General features: G+C 41.5%; 15 protein-coding genes. 6 read left to right on the forward strand and 9 right to left on the reverse strand.

What is annotated here, in order from left to right:
• The first annotated feature begins 48 nt into the window (after nt 1-48).
• The 6 genes from AACW45_RS16220 to AACW45_RS16245 all read left to right on the forward strand — a co-directional run bounded on the left by AACW45_RS16220 (nt 49) and on the right by AACW45_RS16245 (nt 6,949).
• Nucleotides 49-600 (forward strand): trypsin-like serine peptidase, encoded by a 552-nt coding sequence (locus AACW45_RS16220; RefSeq protein ID WP_242045679.1) that lies wholly within the window; start codon nt 49-51, stop codon nt 598-600.
• Nucleotides 601-605: 5 nt separating this feature from the next.
• Entirely contained in the window at nt 606-1,934 is a 1,329-nt protein-coding gene (locus tag AACW45_RS16225) for a WD40 repeat domain-containing protein (RefSeq protein WP_190633569.1), read from the forward strand.
• Nucleotides 1,935-2,039: 105 nt separating this feature from the next.
• A complete protein-coding gene (locus tag AACW45_RS16230) occupies nt 2,040-3,137 on the forward strand; it encodes an XRE family transcriptional regulator (RefSeq protein ID WP_277880405.1) in 1,098 nt (365 codons plus the stop codon).
• Nucleotides 3,125-4,003, forward strand: a complete 879-nt coding sequence (locus AACW45_RS16235) for an AAA family ATPase (protein WP_190633571.1) — start codon at nt 3,125-3,127, stop codon at nt 4,001-4,003. Before AACW45_RS16230 ends, AACW45_RS16235 begins: the two co-directional genes overlap by 13 nt.
• 28 nt (nt 4,004-4,031) lie before the next feature.
• Entirely contained in the window at nt 4,032-5,195 is a 1,164-nt protein-coding gene (locus AACW45_RS16240) for a hypothetical protein (protein WP_190633572.1), read from the forward strand.
• A complete protein-coding gene (locus AACW45_RS16245) occupies nt 5,183-6,949 on the forward strand; it encodes a hypothetical protein (RefSeq protein ID WP_190633573.1) in 1,767 nt (588 codons plus the stop codon). The genes AACW45_RS16240 and AACW45_RS16245 overlap by 13 nt, the downstream gene beginning before the upstream one ends.
• Before the next feature lie 70 nt (nt 6,950-7,019).
• On the opposite strand, the gene AACW45_RS16250 is transcribed toward AACW45_RS16245, so the two are convergent.
• From AACW45_RS16250 to AACW45_RS16290, 9 genes are all read right to left on the reverse strand, one after another.
• The gene (locus tag AACW45_RS16250; RefSeq protein ID WP_190633574.1) at nt 7,020-8,330 is read right to left on the reverse strand and encodes a clostripain-related cysteine peptidase; all 1,311 of its coding nucleotides are present in this window, start codon (nt 8,328-8,330) and stop codon (nt 7,020-7,022) included.
• Between the two features lie 76 nt (nt 8,331-8,406).
• Nucleotides 8,407-10,194: an Hsp70 family protein gene (locus AACW45_RS16255; protein WP_190633575.1), complete on the reverse strand. Its 1,788-nt coding sequence runs from the start codon at nt 10,192-10,194 to the stop codon at nt 8,407-8,409.
• A gap of 29 nt (nt 10,195-10,223) precedes the next feature.
• On the reverse strand, nt 10,224-12,098 hold the full coding sequence (locus tag AACW45_RS16260) for a ligand-binding sensor domain-containing protein (RefSeq protein ID WP_190633576.1): 1,875 nt from the start codon (nt 12,096-12,098) through the stop codon (nt 10,224-10,226).
• Nucleotides 12,095-12,874, reverse strand: coding sequence for a hypothetical protein (locus tag AACW45_RS16265; protein ID WP_190633577.1), 780 nt, complete (start codon nt 12,872-12,874; stop codon nt 12,095-12,097). Before AACW45_RS16265 ends, AACW45_RS16260 begins: the two co-directional genes overlap by 4 nt.
• Entirely contained in the window at nt 12,874-14,061 is a 1,188-nt protein-coding gene (locus tag AACW45_RS16270; RefSeq protein ID WP_190633578.1) for a CHAT domain-containing protein, read from the reverse strand. Before AACW45_RS16270 ends, AACW45_RS16265 begins: the two co-directional genes overlap by 1 nt.
• On the reverse strand, nt 14,058-17,519 hold the full coding sequence (locus AACW45_RS16275; RefSeq protein WP_242045680.1) for a protein kinase domain-containing protein: 3,462 nt from the start codon (nt 17,517-17,519) through the stop codon (nt 14,058-14,060). The genes AACW45_RS16270 and AACW45_RS16275 overlap by 4 nt, the downstream gene beginning before the upstream one ends.
• Nucleotides 17,520-17,537: 18 nt before the next feature.
• Nucleotides 17,538-18,764 (reverse strand): CHAT domain-containing protein, encoded by a 1,227-nt coding sequence (locus AACW45_RS16280; protein WP_190633579.1) that lies wholly within the window; start codon nt 18,762-18,764, stop codon nt 17,538-17,540.
• Entirely contained in the window at nt 18,761-21,547 is a 2,787-nt protein-coding gene (locus AACW45_RS16285; RefSeq protein ID WP_190633580.1) for an NB-ARC domain-containing protein, read from the reverse strand. The genes AACW45_RS16280 and AACW45_RS16285 overlap by 4 nt, the downstream gene beginning before the upstream one ends.
• A 122-nt stretch (nt 21,548-21,669) precedes the next feature.
• The gene (locus AACW45_RS16290) at nt 21,670-22,263 is read right to left on the reverse strand and encodes a CHAT domain-containing protein (RefSeq protein ID WP_190633581.1); all 594 of its coding nucleotides are present in this window, start codon (nt 22,261-22,263) and stop codon (nt 21,670-21,672) included.
• Between the last annotated feature and the right edge of the window lie 17 nt (nt 22,264-22,280).

Consider the following 22,280-nt stretch of genomic DNA (forward strand, 5'->3'; position numbering starts at 1 on the left):
ACCACAATCTACTTAATTCGTTGATTTTTCCATTTTTGGGTGTAAAGCTTGTCACTCAGTTATCCTGAGTTACTTTGTCATGTGTTTAGTCTAAACTCCAGAGCCGAGAAAAGTGATTTTAGCTTTAATTATCAACTGGATGTTAACGGTAAACAATGCCCAACGCAGACTACTGGAGCTTTAGCTGGAAGTACTTTTTATACTAATCGAGAGTTAGATTATACAGTAGTAACTCTAAAGGAAGTTCCTGACTTTGGCGAGCCTTTAATCCTGAAAAGTAAATTAATGCGGCGAGATGAGCGTGTAGCAATTATTCAGCATCCTGGCGGTCATTTAAAGAAAATCTCGCTTCAGAATAACTTTGTCGCTTACGCCGATAATCAAGTGTTGCAATATACTACGAGTACAGAACCAGGTTCATCGGGATCGCCTGTTTTCGATGATGATTTCCAAGTGGTAGGTATTCACCATAGCGGTGGGATGCTACTCGAACCAAATACGCAACAGAAGTATTTACGTAATGCTGGAACGAGTGCGATCGCTATTTTAAACGACCTGAAAAACAATGCACCGGAAATTTACACAAAGTTGCAGAGGTAATTTAGATGCCAGAAATCAGTGGGGAAATTATTCAAGAATTATTGCTTATCCTCAGCCCTTTTATGTGGGATAAACAACAACGCCGCTCTTATCTTGTCATTGCTTTAGGAATTAATGCAAATGTTTTGAATCGTCTGGTATGGGATACACCTGTAGATGTATTCATTCCCCACATGGTAAACGAACTCCTAGTATTTGGAGAAACTACTTCTGGGAAACCTGCAATTTGTGCTTTATTAGAGGTGATTCGTGAAAATGTCGGTGTAGACAAACAGCTAGAAATTGATAATTTACTGCAAAAAATTAATCTTCATTATGTTCGTAATCAAAGCGCATCAAAAAAACAAGTAGATAGTTTAGATAATCGCTACAGAAATATCAAGACCTTGAGTGGACATAATAATTCTATATTATCTGTTGCTATTAGCCCAGATGGAAAAATACTTGCAAGTGGCAGTAGCGATTGCACAATTAAATTATGGAAATTGACGACTGGAGAATTGCTAACTACTCTCACAGGACATTCCAGTTCAGTGTTTGCTGTTGACTTTAGCCCAGATGGGCAAACTTTGGCAAGTGCCAGCGATGTGGAGTATCTGTATGGAAATATCAAGCTGTGGGATGTATGCACAGGTAGAGTTAAACAAACTTTAGGTAGTTCTTTGGTTGCTTTAAGAACTAGTTGTGTAGCCTTTAGTCCTGATGGGCAAACCCTCGCCACTGGACATTTTGACGCAGCTATTAGACTTTGGCATCTCGGTAGTCAAAAACAGATACGTACTTTAAGAGGACACGGATGGGATGTCAATTCTATTACTTTTAGTCGTGATGGGCGGTTTTTAGTCAGTGGTGGGATTGATGGTGCAATCATAATTTGGAATTGGCGCAATGGCGAGAGAATACGTACCCTAAATCGCCCTTCCGACTTTTTTAGTTCGATGGTATCATGGCTTGACCGTTCGGTAGGGTCAATTAGGTCAGTTGCTATTAGCCCTGATGGAGAAACCATTGCTAGTGGAAGTAGTAGTATTGGAGAGAATGGTGTTACTAATCCACCGATAAAGCTATGGAATACAAGCAATGGAACAGAACTACGTATCCTTACTGGACACAAAGATTCTGTGAATGCGATCGCATTTAGTCCGACAGAAAAAATCATTGCCAGTGGAAGTGAAGATAATACCATGAGGATTTGGAATTATCAAACAGGAGAACTGATACAGACTTTTGAAATTAAAAGTCTCGTAAATTCTCTGGCTTTCAGCCCTAATGGCAAAATTTTAGTTACTGGCACTGATGATAAAAAAATTAGGATTTGGGGTGTATCTTGCTAATTTTGCGTATATCTGTTTAATTGCAAACGTGATAAAACTAATACAAGTGGTATTATAACCAAAACTTCCCAGGCATATACACCCCTTTCTATTACTAGTGAACTGATGGCAATAGGTAGCGACTTAATACATAAATTATTGCCTCTGCTCAGACCTCTGATGGAGAATAAAGAAGAGCGTCGAGGACATTTAACAAGGGCGTTGCTTGGTACATCTGTGTTAAACCGTCTGGATTGGAGTTTAACTACTGATTCGTTTATCGTTGATATGTTGGTAAAACTGGGGGACTTTAGTGAAATTACTCCAGGGAAACCAGCAATTTGTGCTTTGTTAGAGGTGATTCGTGAGTATGTGGGCTTTGATGACCAAGCTAATATAGATGCACTGATTGTAGAATTTCTGGCTCCAGCAACAACCCGAACTATTTCTACACCTCCACATTTACTGTTTGATTTACTGCTGCAAATGGACTTTAAGCAGCAAGTACGATTAGTGGAAGATGTATTGGAACAGCATCGAACAGCAGCATTTTTGGTTCACGGCGAACCTGACTGTGGACAAGAGTTATTGGTAAATCGTTTATTCCGAATTAAGCCAGCATGGAAGAATAACTCTCCCATTAAAAATGATGTAACTAATAATGCGGCTTACCGCAGTACTGAACGCTTATGGAAACAGCTAGCTCGTTCGTTTGTAGAGCCAATAGATACTAAACCTAAACCAGAGGACATTCTCGAAAAAATTTGCGATCGCTGGCAAACAAAAGATGTCATTTTTATCTTTGAAAAAGTTGACTGTATGCCACCCAAAATTCTTGAAGATTGGCTTCTAGAGTTTTGGGAACCGTTAGTGAATAAAGGAAAACTCGATCCACCAGAGAAGGATACACATTTGTTAATGTTCCTGGTTGATAATTGTAGTAATGTTTGTAAGTCACAAATAAAGCTGGCAAAGCAATTTGATGAACCGGAGTATCCTCGACTCCCCCTGTACTTGCCACCCGTTAGCCCTTTTTCAACCGATGTCTTAAAAGATTGGCTAAGTGATATGAAAGTATTTCGTGATTTGCAGATACCTAGTGATTTAACTTATCAGCGATTATGGGAAAAGTCCGATAACGGCATTCCTCAATTTGTGTATGAAGAAATTTGCACGCACTTTGATTTGAGTTGGGAAGGAGATTTGGCTCAATGGTTGATTTAGCAAGTGTACTCACTGCCAATGGCAAGCAATATTATACAGGCAAGCCAATTTCACCCCAAGAGTGCCAAAACTACGGACTCTCTCCTTACTTACCATCACCAGAACTCATTCAAGCTGTTAATCTGGCAATTTTCTTAGAAAAACGCCCCTTATTGCTCAAAGGTGAACCAGGATGCGGTAAAACGACTTTAGCACAAGCGGTAGCTTACGAATTGGGCTTACCCTATGAAGCTTGGTCTATTAAGTCTACAACCAGGGCAAGGGATGGACTTTACACCTACGATGCAGTTGGTCGTTTGCATGATGCTCAACTTTCTCGCATGGGGGAAGCAAGCAATTCTCAAGTCAAGGATTTAGATAACTATATCAAATTGGGGCCTTTGGGACGTGCGTTTAAAAATGAACAGCGCACCGTAGTTTTAATTGATGAAATTGATAAAGCTGATATTGACTTCCCCAATGATTTGTTACGGGAGTTAGATGAACAGAAATTTACAATTGAAGAAAAGGGAGAAGAAGTCAAAGCAAATTACCCTCCAATTATTATCGTTACTAGCAACGATGAAAAGGATTTACCAGATGCTTTCCTGCGGCGTTGTCTGTTTTATTATATTCAGTTTCCATACCCACAATTAGCTAATATTGTCACGTCACACTTTTCGGAATCTTCACCCGATTTAGTGGAAGCTGCGGTGCAGCGTTTTAGTGAATTGCGGCAGAAAATGGAGAAGGGGAAAGCAGGTAAAAAAGTTAGCACCAGTGAGTTGTTAGATTGGTTTGCAGTGTTGCGGCAATTTCCTGAAGATGAGGTGTTAAAGCAGTTAGAGGGAGAAATACCTTTTCCAGAAGTTCTGTTAAAGAAATGAGAAGATCATCTGCGGTATTTAAAAAAATATGAAACTTGAAGAACTACCACTGCTAGATATTTTTAACAGCCTGCGACAGAGACATGGTTTGCCGTTGGGGGTTGAAGAATATTTAGTGGTTGTGCGTAGTTTCAAAGCCGGGTTTAGTGTCAATAGTCGCCAGGAATTAGAGCAGCTTTGCTGTATGTTGTGGGCAAAATCTGAAGAAGAAAATCGCCTGATTCAACGCTTATTTGGGGAGATGTGGAAACAAATCGAATTACACCCTATACATTCTCCAGAATCTTTGAATGAACCTACATCTAGTAATGACATTTCAACTTTAATTTCAGAATCATTTACACCAGAAAATGATGAATCCGACTCAATTGAAACAGCTACATCTGAAGAATTTCCTTTTGATGATGAAGTAATATCTAATTTAGAAACAACTCCCACTATTACACCAGAACCAGTGCAAGCTGTCCAAGCGGTGCGGAGTATTCGCAGGGATAGGGAACGCAAACGCCCTCGTTATATGCTGTTGACAGAATATTTCCCTGTGACTAAGCGACAAATGAAGCAATGCTGGCGTTATCTGCGTCGTCCGGTGCGCCAAGGAGTACCTACAGAATTAGATGTGGAAGCGACGGTGGCAAAAATTGGGCGTGAAGGTATTTTACAGCAACCTGTGATGATGCCACCGCGTACAAATCGCACGGATTTGGTGCTACTAATTGACCAGGAAGGCTCAATGGTTCCGTTTCACGATTTATCGCGGCAGTTGGTGGAAACGGCACAACGGGGAGGACGGTTGAGAACAACCAATGTATTTTATTTTCACGACTACCCAGATGAATACTTGTATCGACATCCAGCGATGCTTGAGGTCAAGGCTGTTTCTGAAATGTTAGAGGAAATAGGCGAACGATCTGCTGTATTAATTATTAGCGATGCCGGAGCAGCACGGGGGAATTTTGACCCAGAACGGGTTGATAATACTAAGGTATGGATTGAGCAGTTACAGCAGTCGGTGCGTTATTTTGCTTGGTTGAATCCCATGCCTAGTGAATGCTGGCGGCAAACTACGGCTGAGGAAATTGCCCGTTTTGTGCCGATGTTTGAGATGAGTCCGCAGGGAATGAATGCAGCAATTACTGTGTTGCGGGGTCGATATATCGCTGGGGAGGTAATGTACTCATGGCTGATGTGACGGCAGATATTAACCAAAGTCGTGCGATGAGAATTGCCCAAAGACGGGTTGAAGGGTTTGCCCAGCAGTTTGGGGAAGCACACCGCAACTTAGCTCGTCATGCGGCGTTTCCTTTGGTACTGACACCTGATTTACTTTACCAAATTTGGGCAAACTTTCTTCCTCAAGCCCCTTGGGTGGCAGTTGCTCATGTGTTGCTGTCGCGGTTGTGTCGGCAGGTAGGTTATGAGATGTATGAGATGGATATTAGCGATCGCAATTTACTATTACGGGAATTGAAGGAGGAATTTGGACAAGAAAGATTTGATGAACTAGGGGAATTTTTATTAGATTATGTAGCGCAGCGACTAACTGATGATGATGCAGATACGCAGGATTTGCGGCAAGCGCAGGAGTGGACAGCGTTGGCATATACTAAACCGGATGAAGCGGCGCAGGAGTTAGCACAAGCGCTGAATCAAAGAGTGGAACAAAAAGATATTGGAGAAGTGTTGCGACTTAATTCATTGTTTGAGACTTTGGCGGAGCCTTTATTAGAAGCAGGTTTTACACCTTTACTAGTTTATTCTAAAGCAATGGCGGCTGTTTCACATGGTGAGCAGCAAGGCATAGTCTCTAAACTCAATGAATTTATAAGTATAGGCAACAAACAGTTAGGTAAAATTCTCTCCTACCTGTACGGTAAACTAGAGCAAGATGTTTTTATTGAGTTTATCAACGAGAATTATGATTGTTTGGAAGACTTAGAGCTATTATTATCTGCTATATACAAGAACGAATACCTTGATTTTGAATCATTTGTAGAGTTAGCAATTCAAACATTAAAACCAGATTTTGATGGTAACGTTTTTGTCAAGTATAACAGATATTGGTCTACTTATGATGAGGGAGAGAGGATTCGTGGTGTATTAGATCAACAAGCTGTCCAGATCCATCTGAATCAAGTCCTTGAATTTATAACTGAGACTGATGGCGAGAGTTTAGGCGTTAACTTAGATCAAGAACAAGAGATAGAAATGGTGCTAGCTATCTTAAGTAGCGGGGAGTACGAATTACCTGAAAGTGATATCGAAGAGGGTACTGTTGAAATTTCCATAAAAGAACCTAAGTTACTTGAAGATTCATATCAAGAATATGAAAATGGTGTATATCAGGGAGAAAATGTAGATTATGAAAAAAACGTCTCGTTAGACCTTGATAAAGAAGTTATAGCTAGAGGAGAAAAATTAATATCTGAAGCAACATTATCAATTAATAAGCTTATAAATGTAATTTATTTAAATCATAATTTGATATTTTACGAGATTGAGTCTGAATTAAGTAGTATGCTTCATGGAAGAACTGTTACCTCTTTTCTAATACCTAATGATAATAACGAAGGAACTATTGATGAAGTTGAACAAATAGAAGAAATTAATTTCAATTTTAATAACGTTGAAAACTATGGAAGTTATTTTGTGATACCTTTTAATCTCATAGTTCAATGTAAATTGACATATTTCATATATAAAGCGGACTATTATGCTATGGGAGATGAAGAAGATTCTATTTCAATTTTAGATGATGATTGGAATGACCATCATTTCTGGGCAGGACAAGACTATTCACTAATGGTAGAGGGTTTTGTTTCAGTTCACCCAACATCAGAAAATATTACATCTCAAGATATTTCCGATGATGAGGCATACGAAATTATAGAAAATTCTCAAATTTCTATCGATTCTCTGACAACAGTTGAAATCATTGGTAGTTAAAAAATATTATTTTTCTAATAAAATCTGCCTAAGCTGGTCAAAATTTCTACTTAGGCTTGATACACAATCGTTAAACCAAATCATTAAGCCTCTGTAAAAACTCCCCCCACCCGCAAGCAGCAAAATCTGACCTGTCATAAAACTGAGAATAGCCTCTCACCGGAGAATAAATTGACAATCCCTTAACTCGCTCAAATCTCACCCCAGAAGTTACATTTGCTAAAATTAACTGCGGTTCAACTTCAACAATCATCAAATTCATCACTTCATCAATAACCTGGGTTAATTCATCACTATCCCCAGCGTATTTATCCTGCAAAACTTTCAAAAAATCATACAAATCTACAAAGTCACTATCCTTAAAACGCACAGCTTTACGTTGAGCATGATACATTGCTTTCTCAGTATAAATGTCTTCTTCTGAAACCAATTGACGCAAAATCGTTGCCAATCTTCCCAAAGAATCAGCCAGTTTCTCAACCACTTTTAAATTTGTTGCTGATTGGGTAATTGGAATTACGCTACCCCGCAATTCTCCCTCGTAGTAGCGCCCGTACTCCTGTACAATTAACTTTGCTAACGCCTCCGATGTTATTTCTGGATGGGCGGTTAAATTCTGCAAAATTGCTGTGTAGGGATAACCTGTTAGGGGTTCTACTTCTTGGGATGCAACCATGTAATTAGCATTAGCCCGTAGTTGATAAGCCACTTCCACCATGCCCATTAAACAGGCATCCATACCAATTAAGCTAACTTTTTTACACGTAATTGCTTCTGCTTCCTGAAAAGCCTGCTGAAGTTTGGCATTATCAAGAAAGTCTAGGGAAGAATCATCAAATGCGATCGCCCGCGAATCTTCATCATCTAGTTGCAGCACTTCCGTAATTGACGAAAGGAAAAAAGCACGAGACAACCGCCGATGATTTCGGGTAAGGGAACGCACTTCATCCTGACTCGCTTGAATTTCCACACCACGCGATCGCGCAAAAGCATAGATGTCATCTTCTTTCCAGCCAGTACCGTGATTCCACAAAATTACTGCGTAGTTTTCGGCCGGGTAATTCTCAATCCCCCAAACAATAAAGTCTCGTAATGCACGAGGATCGCCCGTATTCTGCTCTGGGATATTTTCAATTTGCCTGGGTTCTTCTGAAGGGCGGATATATATGCGGTATGTGTGTTCGCGGTCAGATAAAGTATCAAACTGCACTAACACAACCACTTCTGGTGTAGAGCCGACTGCTTCCATCTCTGCAATGTCTTGATAGCCTTGTGCTTCCATTGGGGCCATCAAGCGTTTACCTTGTAGTTGCTCGAAAACCTTACCGTTGTCCCCAGCCATGTAAACCATCACAGTCCAGTGACGCTCATTGTGAGTCATGTTGTAAAATTTCGTATTTAAGTTTCTTCTTTTTATACAAATTTATCGCTGCGATTACCGAAAATTACACAAACTGTTAGTTGATTATTTTGCTTTTGAGTTCGGCAAGTAGTTCCTCTGCTTGGTTAACATCGCGGCTATTAATAGCAGCTTGCAAGTTTCCTAAATTTTCTAGTAGGAGATGATCAGATGACTTGTCTTGATTGATCGCGCGTTGCAGTCGGGTTATCTCTTCTTCTAACTGAAAAATCCGATTAGTCACAGCGTCTTCATTTTCATGCACTTTCGCCTCTTCCAGCTTCTTCTCTACCTCTTGCTGAGTCAAGCGATAAAAGCGGTCAAACGTTTTCTCCACAGGTTGCCCATCGGTGCTGGTATCTTCCGCTAAAACATGGAGAATACCATCGTGGTCAACTGTGAACTTACAATTAACCCGAACTTCTCCAGCCGGACGGGCAGTAGCTAGGTTGAGAACTACTTCACCGATAAATTCATTGTCCCCGGCAATTGGTCGTTCACCTTGGTAAATGCGGAAGCGGATACTTTCTTGTCCATCGCGCTGAGTAGTAAAAGCCTGGGAACCCTTACGCCACTTGGTAACTGGTATTGGTTCATTGGCACTAATAATTGCATCCATCTTGCCGTTAGCTAACTCAAGTCCTAAAGACAAAGGCGTTACATCCCAGAGTTTCACCTCATCCCGAAGATAACCGCATAATCTTGCACCCAATACCGCCGCACCTCTAGCTACAGCTTCATCTGGATTTACAGAATCATTGATTTTCCAACCGAAGCGATCGCGTAATGCTTCTTTGATAGCAGGTAATCTGGTTTGTCCACCAACCAATAACACTTGATCAATATCTGTAGCTTCCAACTTTGCTTCTTTTAAAGTCGCATCACAGATATCTAAGGTGCGGTTGATCAAAAGTTGCACAAGTTTTTCTAACTCAGTCCGAGTTAATGTTGCTTCTAGCCCCAAACACTGGCTTTCTATGGTGAAAAGATTGGGAATGCTAACTTGATATTCTGTACTTTTAGTTAAAGCAATTTTGGCAGCTTCTGCGGCTTTGCGTAACTGCGATCGCACGCCACTATCTTGCTCAATAGATAAATCTACACCATGCTGCTGCTGAAACGCAGCTTTCAGCCATGTGACAATTTCCAAATCAAAATCATCCCCACCTAAATGGGTATCGCCGCTAGTAGCCTTTACCCGAAACAAACCCTTTTCAATCCGCAGAATTGAGATATCGAATGTACCACCACCCAAGTCATACACTGCTACGGTTTGGGGTTCTGTACCCAAACCAAAGGCTAAAGCCGCAGCAGTTGGTTCATTAATGATTCGCGGAACTCGCAAACCAGCTAATTCTCCAGCTTCTTTTGTTGCCTGACGCTGAGATTCACTAAAATAAGCAGGAACGGTAATGACAGCTTGGGAGATTGTTTTACCCAAAGTTGCTTCAGCATCTTCCTTCAGCTTACGCAAGATTTGAGCAGAAATCTGCGGAGGTGTAAAAGTTTCTTCGCCTACAAGAATAGCAACTTTGCTCTGCTGCATTTCGGCGATATTATAGGTAACTTGAGTTTGGTCGTTACGTACCCGTTCATCACGAAAGGTACAGCCCATAAAGCGTTTTACGGAGTAGATGACTTCACTAGGGTGGCTGGTAATAAAACTTAATGCTGATTTACCAACGATGTGTTGATTTTTTTGGGTATCAAACATAACAACTGACGGAGTGAGGCGATCACCTTCTGAGTTGGATAAAACTCTCGCTTTTCCTGTGTCTGGTTCCCAAATGGCAATGGCTGAATTAGTTGTCCCTAAATCAATCCCTAAAACATCTACCTCACTCACTGTCTACTCCCCTTTTAATTTTAGATTTTTTAATATGTGTAGCAACTTAAACCGCAAGCTGTACCTACCCATAATTTAGTCTCTTTATCTTCACCAGTGCTGATGTCCAGTGCTATAACTCGATTTGCCCCTAAGCCACTATTGTGAATGTTAAATTCATTGATTTTCCAGCTATTACCCTGACTCAGTAAACAAAATAGCCCCTTATCTGTTCCAACCCATAAACTACTGTTGTCTCTATCCCATACCAATGCTGTTATGATTCGGTTTTCAAGCTCAGGTATTGGTTCCCAATTGTCAATATTACCTAGATATAATCCCTGACTTGTACCCACCCAAACCTGTTCCGACTCATCTCTATTAATTGCTAGTAGCGATCGCACATCTGCGCTACCTAAGTTACCAATAATGGGGGTCAGTCGTTTTGTATCAGTTTTATATAACAACAATCCTGCTGAAGTTCCTAGCCAAATATGGTTTGTAACGGCTTGGGTAATTGCTTGCAGCCATCCCCTAACGGGTAATTCCTTGTTGGAAATTACTTGTAACCAAGCTGAATCTTTGTAGTGATAAAGACCATCTAAGCCAATTGCCCAGTAGCGATCGCTTCCAGCAGCTAGGGTTAAAATTGGTTCAGAAATATTGGGCGCGGTTTGGAGTTCATTCTGCTGTTTTAAGCCATGTAAACCGCTACTCCAACTCGCAACCCAAATAGTTTCTTGGTCTTGACTGGTTATGATAGCGCGGATATCTTGGTTAGCAAGTTGTCCATAGCGCCGCCAACTTTCGGTAAATAAGTCATATCGAAATAAACCTTGTGTCGTCCCAATCCATAAAATAGAACAGTCTGCCAATTGCTGCACTGACAGCGCTTGCACTAAACTGCTGAAAGTGGGTGGATATTTTTCGCGGGAAGCTAACCCAATGACATCAGGGGGATTGTCTGTTAAGTGCAAAAGTATTTGCTTGTTCTCGCCACGCAGTAGTCCATCATGAGTACCAATCCATACTTGATTATCACTACCTGTTAGCAAGCTGGTGATGGGAGCATTAAATCGCTTTTCTTCCAGTGGTGTCCAACCTGTTTCTGTTGCTAAACCCACCTGTCCACCGCAAGCTGCCCAAACTCCTTGCGGATGAGGAGCTAGGGCAGTAACTTCACCAGGATATGTAGTATTAATTTTGTGCAGTTTGTTTGTTACCAAGTCAATGCGTACCAGTCCGCGAAAAGTACCTAACCACAAGTTTTTACCTTGACGAACTAACGTGAGAAAATCCGGCTGCACGCTGTCGCTAGTACGCATCCAACTAGCATTTTTATAATTATAAACGCCTTGAGCATTGCACAACCAAATATCATTTTCGTTGGCGATCGCCATTGCTCTTGGAGGAAACCCAGCAGGAGGTAATTCTATAGCGGGTTTGCGGTCTGGAGTGTTGATAGCATAAATACCGCTAGCAGTTCCAGCCCAAAGTTTACCAGTAGAGTCCAAGGTCAAACAACTGACCTTTACCTCGCCCAGAATGCGGTAAGGTCGCCAAGTATCATTTTTTAGATAATAAATTCCAAATTGTTCATGAGCAGCCCAAACTTGGCTTGCACCATCTACAGCAACTGCTAACACTGAGTTACCTGGCAAACCATGTTCGCTGGTGTATCTCACAAATCGATTTAATTCCAGCTTCCAGTGCAGTATCCCTCCCCCAGTCGCCAACCATAAATTTTCTTGTGTCAGGTCAAAAGCTAAGTGACGGACATGACGCTGACTAACTAAGTTACCCCACTCCAAAAAAGCTTTATCACTGGGTTGTTCTTGTTGCGGTGCAGCATCAGCAACGGGGATGGGCAAATCTTCTCCCCCTACTGGCACGGGTAAATCAAGTTGGTAGTCTTTACTACTCATAATCTGTTGGTGCTAGTAATGCGCCCCCACTCCTCTTTTAATTTGTCTAACTCAGCTTGTAATTCGTAATTCTGGTCTTGCTGCTGTTCAATACATTGATTGAGAAAATTATGCCAGTGTTCTTGACTTTTTTGCTGTTGCTGCCAAAGTCCATAACGTGAATCTTTATACAACCGTTCTGTTGCTTGTTTTAAATTTTGTAGCTGTCGGTTTAACGCTCCCTCCCAAACCTTCAAACGCTGGTACTGCTGTGTCAAGTTTTCTTGGGAGTTCCGAGTTGTCCAAACTACTCCCCAAGGTAATTCTTCTAAAACATCGGCTAAACTAGCAGCCGCGTCACTGCATAAACCCTGGAGATTAGCGAGTAACTCTGCATCCTCAGCGTTGACATCAGGATCTAGTAACCGAAAAATATGCTCCAGTAGCATATCTTTATCAATTGCTTCTGGGTCTTTTTGGGTAGATTCTGTTGTTTGTTCTTCCTTGTAGAGAAAATTATCGTTTACTACATCCTGCTGTTGGGTGTCGTCTTCATCCTGGGTGAAACGTTGAATTTGGCTACGAAGAGAGGAAATTTCTGCTTGTAAGCGCATCGACTGGCGACGTAATGTACCAACAACTGCCTGAAATTCGTTGTAAGCTGCTGCAAGATTTGTTTCCAATGGTGCAATTGTTTCCCTTGCAGTAGTAATTGAGGAGCGCAGTTGTTGCAGTTGCGTCAGTAACTTATCTAATTCTGCTTGAGTTATTGCTGAGGTAGATGGGTAGTTTGTCATTAGGCGACACCTACTGTAGCCAGGGGTTGAGTTAGTCGATAGTAAGGCGGACTATAAAGACCATAAGCCAGACCTAAAGGGTTATTGTACTCTTCTATAAAATATCTGCGGGTAGCTTGTAGGGCTTCCCCAATTGTCATTTGTTTATCTATAAAAAACGTATAAAATTGTTGAGCAAACGCCGCAGCAAATCGGTCAGGAACTGGACAAGCGGTTGCAATTACCGCCTCAGCACCCCGCTTAATAAACATTTGGGGTAAGTTAAAAGTTTTGCGTAAAGCATCAGTTCCACCTGCTGACTGACAAGCATTGAGAAAGACTAATGGTTGACACTGAAATCGTTTATCTTCTTTTACCAAAATGAAAGATATAGCCCCTAATTTAATCACTAAAGGTTCGCCTTCTTGTCCTTCATCCTTTAACAGAGAAAATAGCAGGGTATCTACATCTAGTTCTTCTGATAGACAGTGACAAGCAAAGTGCAAAATATTATGGTTAGCTTCTATAAAATAATCAAGTAAGTTTTCTCCATTTTCAATTTTTGTTAATTTGCCTACTGCTGAAAGCAGAGAACAACGGCTATTTTGCAAGGTGCGAATCAATTTTTGAATTAGTAGCCATTCATTTTGATGAGCTTCTCGCAGTCGATGATGCAGACAAAACATCATATCTAATGGTGTGGTTCTGTCTGCCAAAAAGCGAGAAATATCTTTTTCGGGAGTAAGAATTCGAGCGGGAGTGTAGCGCAGTCCCCAAAACATTTCTGGATTAGCTTCTTGATAATTATCCCCTGCATACAGTACTTCCCAAGGAAAAAGTACCCGCTCAGATATAAAGGTAGGCGCTGGGGTTTCGCTGCCCATCATTTTACAACGACCTTCGATAATTTGACGGGAGCCTTCCTCTTCAAAAAATCTGCGGTAAGCTGCTAAACCCCACTTTGCCAATTCTCTCATTTCTTCCTGGCAAGTTACCGCATCTAATTTGATACTTTTGGCTTGATTAATTGCTTTTTCTAGTCTCCAAAAAGACTCTAAAACATTATTTGTAAATTTTAGAAGTTCTTCATCACTAGCAGTTATGTTAAACTTTTGCCAGCCAATATTATAATAATTTTCTTTAGGGATTACAATTGGTAAAAAAGATGCCATTGTTTGATGGCGAATAGCGCTACTAATACCGCTCATTCTTCCCTCCCATTCTCAATTTTGAGAGAGAAATTTAGGCTATGAATTGGTCGCATTCCATCTGCAAAGTACACCTGAACTAAAGCTGACTTTTCAGTAATTTCATTAGGTACAACTAGGGTAAACCAGCCTAAATAATCACCTTTAGCAGTAAGTGTCATCGTGACGGGCAAATCTGGAATCACTTGCAGACCATAGGTTACGATATGTACCTGTAGATTTTCAAAGACGAGATTTTCTGCTACTTCTATGACTCTATCTTCATGCCACACAGGGGGATTTCTTCGCAAAGTAACACGAAAACGAATGCTGGCACCAGGGGGCAATGGGTCATCAATTTCCCGTCCTATAGGTTCGACAATAGCATAGCCATCACCAGGAACGGGACGGTAAGGACGCGCCATTGGGTCGCCAAACAGAACATAGGCTAGCCAGTCGAGGGAATCAGGTGCAGCTGCACGGGCTAACTGACGGCTAGTATAAAAAGCTTCGCCCAAGGAAGCGCCAGCCCACAGACGGTTGTAGAAACCGCTAATAAAGGCAGCTTCTACAGACGATTCTACAGCCCAGAGGGAACCTGTGAAGCCGCTACATCCAGCGCGGATAAAGGCAGATGCCCATGTGTTTTCTAATGCTGTCAATTCTATTGCATCGGTTTTTACGTAACTCAAGGTAACAAATGGACGATTGCGCCGCAGGTTTAGTTTGGCGGGACGCATTTGGAGTTCTATGTCTTCTGTGTTGTTGATATTATCTAAAGTTACGGGAGCGTTACGAAGGTCTGCATCTGAGGACTGACTGTAGCGAATTAAATGCAGACCCCGGATAGCTTCAGTGGAATCATGCAATACACCTGCTGGTAAAGGCTGGGGTGGAGGTGCGCCGGGGGCTTCGAGGAGGGTAGACCAGAGTTGAGGTTGTTCGACGTTGGCGTAATGAGCGACGTTAACCGCACCTACGGGAAATTCGTAGGGTCTAGTGTCGTTTAATTCTTGTATCCAACGACCAATGATGAAGCGATCGCCCAAAAATTTCTGTCCGTCGTGCAAAAGTTCCCAAGGTATCCAGGCTTCTTGGTCAGCGAGAATTAAAAGTGTAAAAGTGGAATTTTGGGGTATTAAACTGCGAAAGTCGGTTTGTAGTTCCGTGGGGAAGATATGTCCAAATAAATATTGACCCAGGGAAACCAAACGAGATTTTCCCTCTTGGGGCAAATTATCAGATATGTTTTCGAGTGTAGTTGCTAGCAATCCCCGCACCTGTTCTATCCAAATCGTTAAAAGTGAGTTTGGTGTATAAATGTTGTTACCGGGAAATACTGAGGGAAACCGGAAGCTTTTGAGTTGGTATTGGAATTTGCAAATTGAGTTTGTTTCGTTCCAGATTGTTTGGATACGGAGGATGAAATCTGGTTGAGGAACAGGACGAGGTTGGGTGGTAATACTTTGAGGGATGAAGGTTGCTTCGTCAATGTCAGCGACTTGGATTTGGGTTTCTAGTTTTGTCTCGAAGGTGTCGCCTCGGTAGAGTTCAGCAGTTATGTTCGTGGAACCAGGGCGGAGGGCGGTGAGGCGGAAGCAGGCGGTTTGGGTTTCTTGGGCGATGTCGGGGTCGAGAGGTAGGCTGGCGGTGTTGTCGCCTTTGAGTTGGAAGCCTGGGGCGTTGAGGATGATGTTCAGTTCACTGTTATAAGTTTGGTTTTTTGAAATTGTAATTAGATAAGCACTTTCCTCGAAAATCGCACTATTACCCAGAATTATAGTGACTTCTAATTCACCACCAACCGAAATTTCATATTTTAATACCCTTAGCAGTACAGCATATACAATTGCTGTTTCTGGAACAGATGACGTTTCTGTTATCCTTTCAGATTCTGTTAATTCAAATTCTTGCCTGGATTCATTCTCCAGAACATAAGGATTTAGGTAGATAGCAGACTGAAATCTTAATCGCTGTTTGAGATTTTCATAGTCCTGAATACGACTTGTTACTACCATATCAATATCGTATTCTTTACAAAATTCATTGATTGCAATAACGCAAGCATTTCGTGAATTTACTTTCACTTCTTCCAAACCATCAAGTAATAAAATTACTCGTTTATTGTCAATCCATTTTTTTAAGTTTTCTTGAGGAAGATTATAATTTTTTTTAAATTCTTGTATAAGCCAATCTTCTATAGTTTGATTCCTAAACCAAGTATTAATTCCTCCTTTTTTGATATTCCAAGAGGAAAGCTTAAATATAATAGGAATAGGTTGACTAATATCTTGTTCTGCGCGGTCAATTAACTCACGAGCTAGCTCTAATAGTATTACTGTTTTACCGACACCAGCTTCACCTAAAATAAGGAGAGTATGATACCAATCAAAAAATTGAATCACCTTTATATCATCAGGTGTTAAGATATGCGGAGTTTCTTCAGAAGGAGGATATATATATCCATCAAGTTTTGATTCAAGTTTGAAGTGAATGGATGGTTTTTCCTGTAAAATTTTTTCTAAAACGCCTTGAATCCAGTAATTTTTTAACTGATTCAGTAAAATCTGATAGTTCTGATCTTCTTGCAAAAGAAGAGGTGATTGAGTTTTACTCAAATTTTGAATAGCTTGCAAAGCTTCAGTCGCTGACTGGTAGCGCTCTGAATGATGATATCTCACCATTTTATCTAAAATGGCTGCTAGTTTAGGGGTAACTTTTACTAGATTGCGCCAGATAATTTCACCAGTTGCGGGATCTTCTTGGAACTCACGAGGATTTACTCCAGTAAGGGCTTGGATTCCAGTAATCCCTACAGCATATATATCACTGCTCAATCGAGGCTGTCCCTGAGCTTGTTCTGTGGGCATATAGCCTGGAGTACCAATTGCAACCGTTTGGTCTTCTTCCTGTTTTTGAGATACGGTTCGGTCTTGTTCCTGTTTTTGAGATTCAGTTATTTTAGTACGAATAATTAATTGTTTACTTGCAAGAAAATCAATTATAATTATTTTTTCGTCCGATGCACGTCTGATTAAATTGGATGGTTTTATATCCCGATGTATTACATTATTATTATGAACAAATTCTAGAATCTGCAATATATCTTGTAGTAGAGTTAGGACATAACTTTCGCTTAATTGCTTACCCGGAATAATTTCTCGGCTTAAATCATGCCCATCAATAAATTCTTGAACTAAAAAAAGCTCCTGATATTCTTCAAAATAAGCTATGATTCTAGGAATTTGATCGTGTTCGCCTAGCCGCACTAATAATTCTGCTTCTGATGCAAACAAGCGTTTGATTACTTGTAATGAGAAAGGGTCACGTTGTAACGGCTCTAATTTTTTGACTATGCATTTAGGTCTACCTGGAATGTGAATGTCTTCCGCAAGGTAAGTTACATCAAACCCACTTCTGCTGATCTCTTGTAGAATTCGATAACGTCCTCCCTGTACTGTGCCTAACATTACAGTCATTTAAATGTGTATAAATTACTATCTACCAATTAATTTTACCAAAACAGATGGCTGCCTCACCCGATAACCAGCCGGACTATAAATCCCATAAGCCAACCCCAATGGATTATTAAACTCCTTCAAAAAATACCACCTCGTCGCCCGTAACGCCTCCCCAATTGTCATAATTTTAACAACTTTCTCCCCACTTATTTCATCCCTCACCACCTGTCCCCGCAGAAAAAACTCATAAAACACTTTTGCAAATGCCGCCGCAAACATATCAGGTACAGGACAGGCTGTAGCAATCACCGCCGCCGCGCCATGTTGAATAAACACCTTGGGTAAATTGAAAGTCCTCCGTAACTCATCCACACCCCCAGCCGACTGACAAGCATTAAGAAACACCAACGGCTGACAGAGAAATTTCCCCTGACGCAACAAAAATTTGTAAGTTTCCAACTCTAGCACCAAGCCATTTTCTGTAATCTCCTCATCTTTAATAAAAGAAATCAGCAGTTTATCCCCCAGCCTATTCTCCTTACAATGACAAGCAAAATGCAACATATTGTGGCTGGATTTGTAAAGATATTTAAGTAAATCATCACCCAATGGATCGCAGGATTTACCATTTGTCAAATTGCAAGCTGTCCCCAACAACGTGAAGCGGTCTTTTGCTGTCACCCTCACCAATCTTTCAATTTCTGGCCTTTCTTTTTTATGAGCGTGAAGCAACCTGTGATGCAAGCAAAACAACATATCTGAAGGTTGGGCTTGCTCCAAAACATAATCAGCGATATCTTTTTCTGGGTTGAGAATCCGAGCCGGGGTGTAACGCAGTCCCCAAAACTTATCAGGATTTCCCTGTTCGTAGTCCTCTTCACTCCCTTCAAATAAAACCTCCCAAGGAAAGGGCGTAACTTCAGAAACAAAGGTTGGAGCTACATTTTCGTTTAAGCGACTGGTGAGAATTTTATTTGGTCTATCTTCACCAAAAAATGCTTGGTAGGCTGTTCGTCCCCATTCAGCTAATTTGATTAAATATTGATGGCACAAATCCGCATCTAATGCGAAACTTTTTTCTTTATTGAGAGTTATTCTTAAAGTATCAAAACAATCTAAAATTTCTTCTGTCAGCACTTCCAAAACTTTATTATCTGGTTTAGAAAAGCTCCACCGACCAATTGAGTAGTAATCTTTTTCGATGAGGATTTCTAAGCAAGAAATAGCCAAATTTACACCAACTGGACTGCTAATTCCTCTCATTGCGCCTCACCGTCTTGCTTAACAATATTCAGTGCAAAACGCAAATTGTGAACAGGTTCTATCCCATCCTCAAAGTAAACCTGAACTAAAATTGAGCGACTTTCCATTTCAGTAGGGACAGTGAGTGTAAACCAACCTAAATAATCTCCTGTAGCTGTGCGTGTCATAAGTATTGAATCACCAGGAGTAACCTGCAATCCGGACGTGACGATAAAAACACGTAAATCATCAAAACTTAAATCAAGAGCCACTTCCATTAATCGATTCTCGTACCATACAGGAGGGGTACGGCGCAGGCTAACGCGAAACCTTATTGTGCTTCCTGGGGATACAGGGTCGTCAATTTCTTGACCAATTGGTTCCACAACTGCATAGCCTTGTCCCTGTACTGGTCGGTAAGGACGCGCCATTGGATCGCCAAATAATACATAAGCCAGCCAGTCCAAGGATTCTGGTACAACGGTTTTAGCCAATCTGCGAGCAGTTTGGAACGCCACACTCAAAGTTTGCCCTGCCCAAATGCTGTTATAAAAAGCACTAACAAAAGCTGCTTCCACATTCGGTTGCACCGCCCAGAGGGAACCAACAAAGGCGCTACAACCTGCTCTGATAAAGGTAGAAGCCCAGGTTTGCTCTAATGCTGTTAATTCCGGTTGTCCTGCATTTAGATAACTCAAAGATACAAGAGGATGATTGCGACGCAGACTCAGCTTGGCTGGTTGCATCTCACGCTCAATATCCTGAATATCGCTACTGCTATTCACCCGCACTGGCGCATCCTGGCGGTTTGTTGTGTCCACAGATTGACCATAGCGAATTAAATGCAAGCCACGTATTGATTCAAACAAGCTAATATCATTAAATATACCAGCTTGCATGGAAATAGGTGGCGGTGCGCCTGATGATTGCAAAAGCTCAGCCCAAAGTTCAGGTTGTTCCACACTAGCATAATGGGCAACATTTACCGCACCCACAGGAAACTCATAGGGCCGTGATTTTTCTAACTCCCAAAGCCATCGGCCAATAATAAAGCGATCGCCTAAAAATTTCTGCCCATCATGTAATAATTCCCAAGGAAACCAAGCATCCTGGTCGGCTAATATCAGTAAAGTGAAAGGCTGATTAAAGCTGGCTATGGTGCGAAAGGTATTTTGCAGTTCTTCTGGAAGTAAGGATTGAAACAGGTACCGACCGAGAGAAACAAGGCGAGAACGGAAATCTTCTGTGACGCTACTTGCTGCTTCCTCAAGGGTGGTTTTTAATAATGAGTGCGATCGCTCAACCCAAGTATTAGATAAAGACTGTGAGTTGTAGTCAACGTCATCCGCGAACAGCAAGCGTGGTTGATAGCTATCGATGTGATAATTGAAAGTACACACGGAGATATCTGCGTTCCAAGTAGTACGCACTTGGAGAATTATATCTGGTTGGGGGACGGGACGCGATCGGGCAGCAATGAGTGGGCGTAGTTCTGTTTGTACAAATGGGGTAACTTCTACTTCTGCTTCAAGGGTAGTTTTGTAGGTTTCACCGCAGTAAAGTTCTGCTTTGATTTTGGTATGTCCGGGTCGCAGCGCTATAAGATGAAAAGTTGCTCTTTGGTTAATGTTTGCGGTGTTGTAGTCAAGGAGTAGGCTTGTTGTGTTATTACCGTTAAATTGAAAGCCAGGAGCAGTGAGAATTATATTCAGTTCACTACCAATGGTTTTGCTGTAAGAGATTTCTAATAGATAGGCATTTTTGTCTGTACTATATGAACCGAAATAAACATTTATTTCCAATTCTTCACCAATAGAAGCTTCATCTGGTAATACAGTCAGCAATACATTATAGGCTACTATTGTTTCTTCAATTGCTAAAGTGAGGTGCTGCTTTCTGACATAATCAAACTGCAACTTATGCAACCGCAAATTTCCCGCTTCATCTCGTAAAGCCAGAGATTTACTCACCAATTCATCAATGACATCTTGGGTATCGAACTCATCTAACCCCAAGGGTTGCCAAAAAGTTTGCAAAACTGCTTCGGGTATGGGTGTATCTTCAGGAAACAGCGCAAAATCTAAATATCGCTGTTGGCAATCCTCATCCAAATCGTCCACACTCACTTGAATTGCCTTGAGTAAATTCGGATAAGGATAATTAGGAAACTGTTGTTTGATTTTCTCTAAATCAGCACTGTGCAGTTTTTCTAAAATATTTTGCCAGCGATTTGCAGGTTTCCCCCGCATCATCGCCCCAACCATCGCCAATGCTAAGGGCAAATACCCACATTCTCGCGCTACCTGCAAAGTAACATCATTGTGCGGGCTGGGTTGCAAAATCTCCGGTTGATTTGCCCAATTCGCCAACAGTTCTAACGCCTGTTGTTTACCTAAAACCGCAAGCTGATACTTTTCCCCTCCCAACCCCGTGACTATCGCCCCATCACGAGTAGTAATTAACATCTGACAGCGTTCCCCTAACACATCAAACGCCGTCGCATCATCCAAACGCCAGATATCATCCAAAATCAGCAAGCAAGCTTTCTCGGCAAACAACTCCCGTAACCGCGCTTTCGCCACTCCCACCTCGGTAAAAGCCGCTTGCTTCTCACCCAACGCCGAAGCAAGATAGGATTGCCAAGTTAAAATTTGGGGCGTTTGTCCAAATGTTAGCCAAAACACCCCATCAGGAAACGCCTGTCTAACTTCTTCATCTCGCGCTAAGGCTGTAGCTAAGACTGTTTTACCTATTCCGCCCATCCCTTGCACACCAACACGGCGACTTTTCCCTGTAATCCCCACAAGTTGCTTTGTTGAAGATAATACTTTCTGTTTTAAGGGTGCAAGTTCTTCAGGACGGGGTAAAAAGTGCGGTGGTAACTCCGGGACGTTGGTAAGATTGCCTAAAGGTTGGTGAAGGGGGGTTAAATTGGTTTTTTTTTAAGCTGAGGAATCAACTCACCAGAGACACCAGCCAACTGTATTGCATTCCGCGCAATATTAAAAGCAAATTCTACGGGCGCACCTTCATCATATTCGGGATTGTAAGCCAGAAGCGCATCGTAAAAACCCACAACAAACTCAATCGCGGCTTTATCTCCGATTTGATCGTTCATCCCAATCACATAATTAATGTGTTGGTAAATAGCATCTGCTTGAACTTCCGAGTAACAAGCATTCAACAGCACACACTCTACTTGTTTAGAAAACTGTCCAAATAATCCAGCTAATGCTTCTCTCGTAACTAGCTGTGCTTTTCCCGTTTCATCCTCAAAAGCTAGTCCTTGTATCCCTGCACCATGCCCAGAAAAGTGGATAATATTCGGGAGATAATCCAAAATAGCGCGGCGAATATCCCTCGGACGGACTGCTAAATCATAGCGTAAGTCAAAGTTATCCTGATTGAGCGACCGTTGCAAGCCTTCCTTGATATCACGCAATTCTTGATCGAGGCGTAATCGTGATGTATTGGTGGTATTTGCAGCTAATATCAGGATTTTCTGCGGTTTAACAGTCATTGTCAGCGTCGTGAGAG

Source organism: Calothrix sp. FACHB-168 (assembly GCF_963889195.1).
Lineage (GTDB): Bacteria > Cyanobacteriota > Cyanobacteriia > Cyanobacteriales > Nostocaceae > Aulosira > Aulosira anomala_A.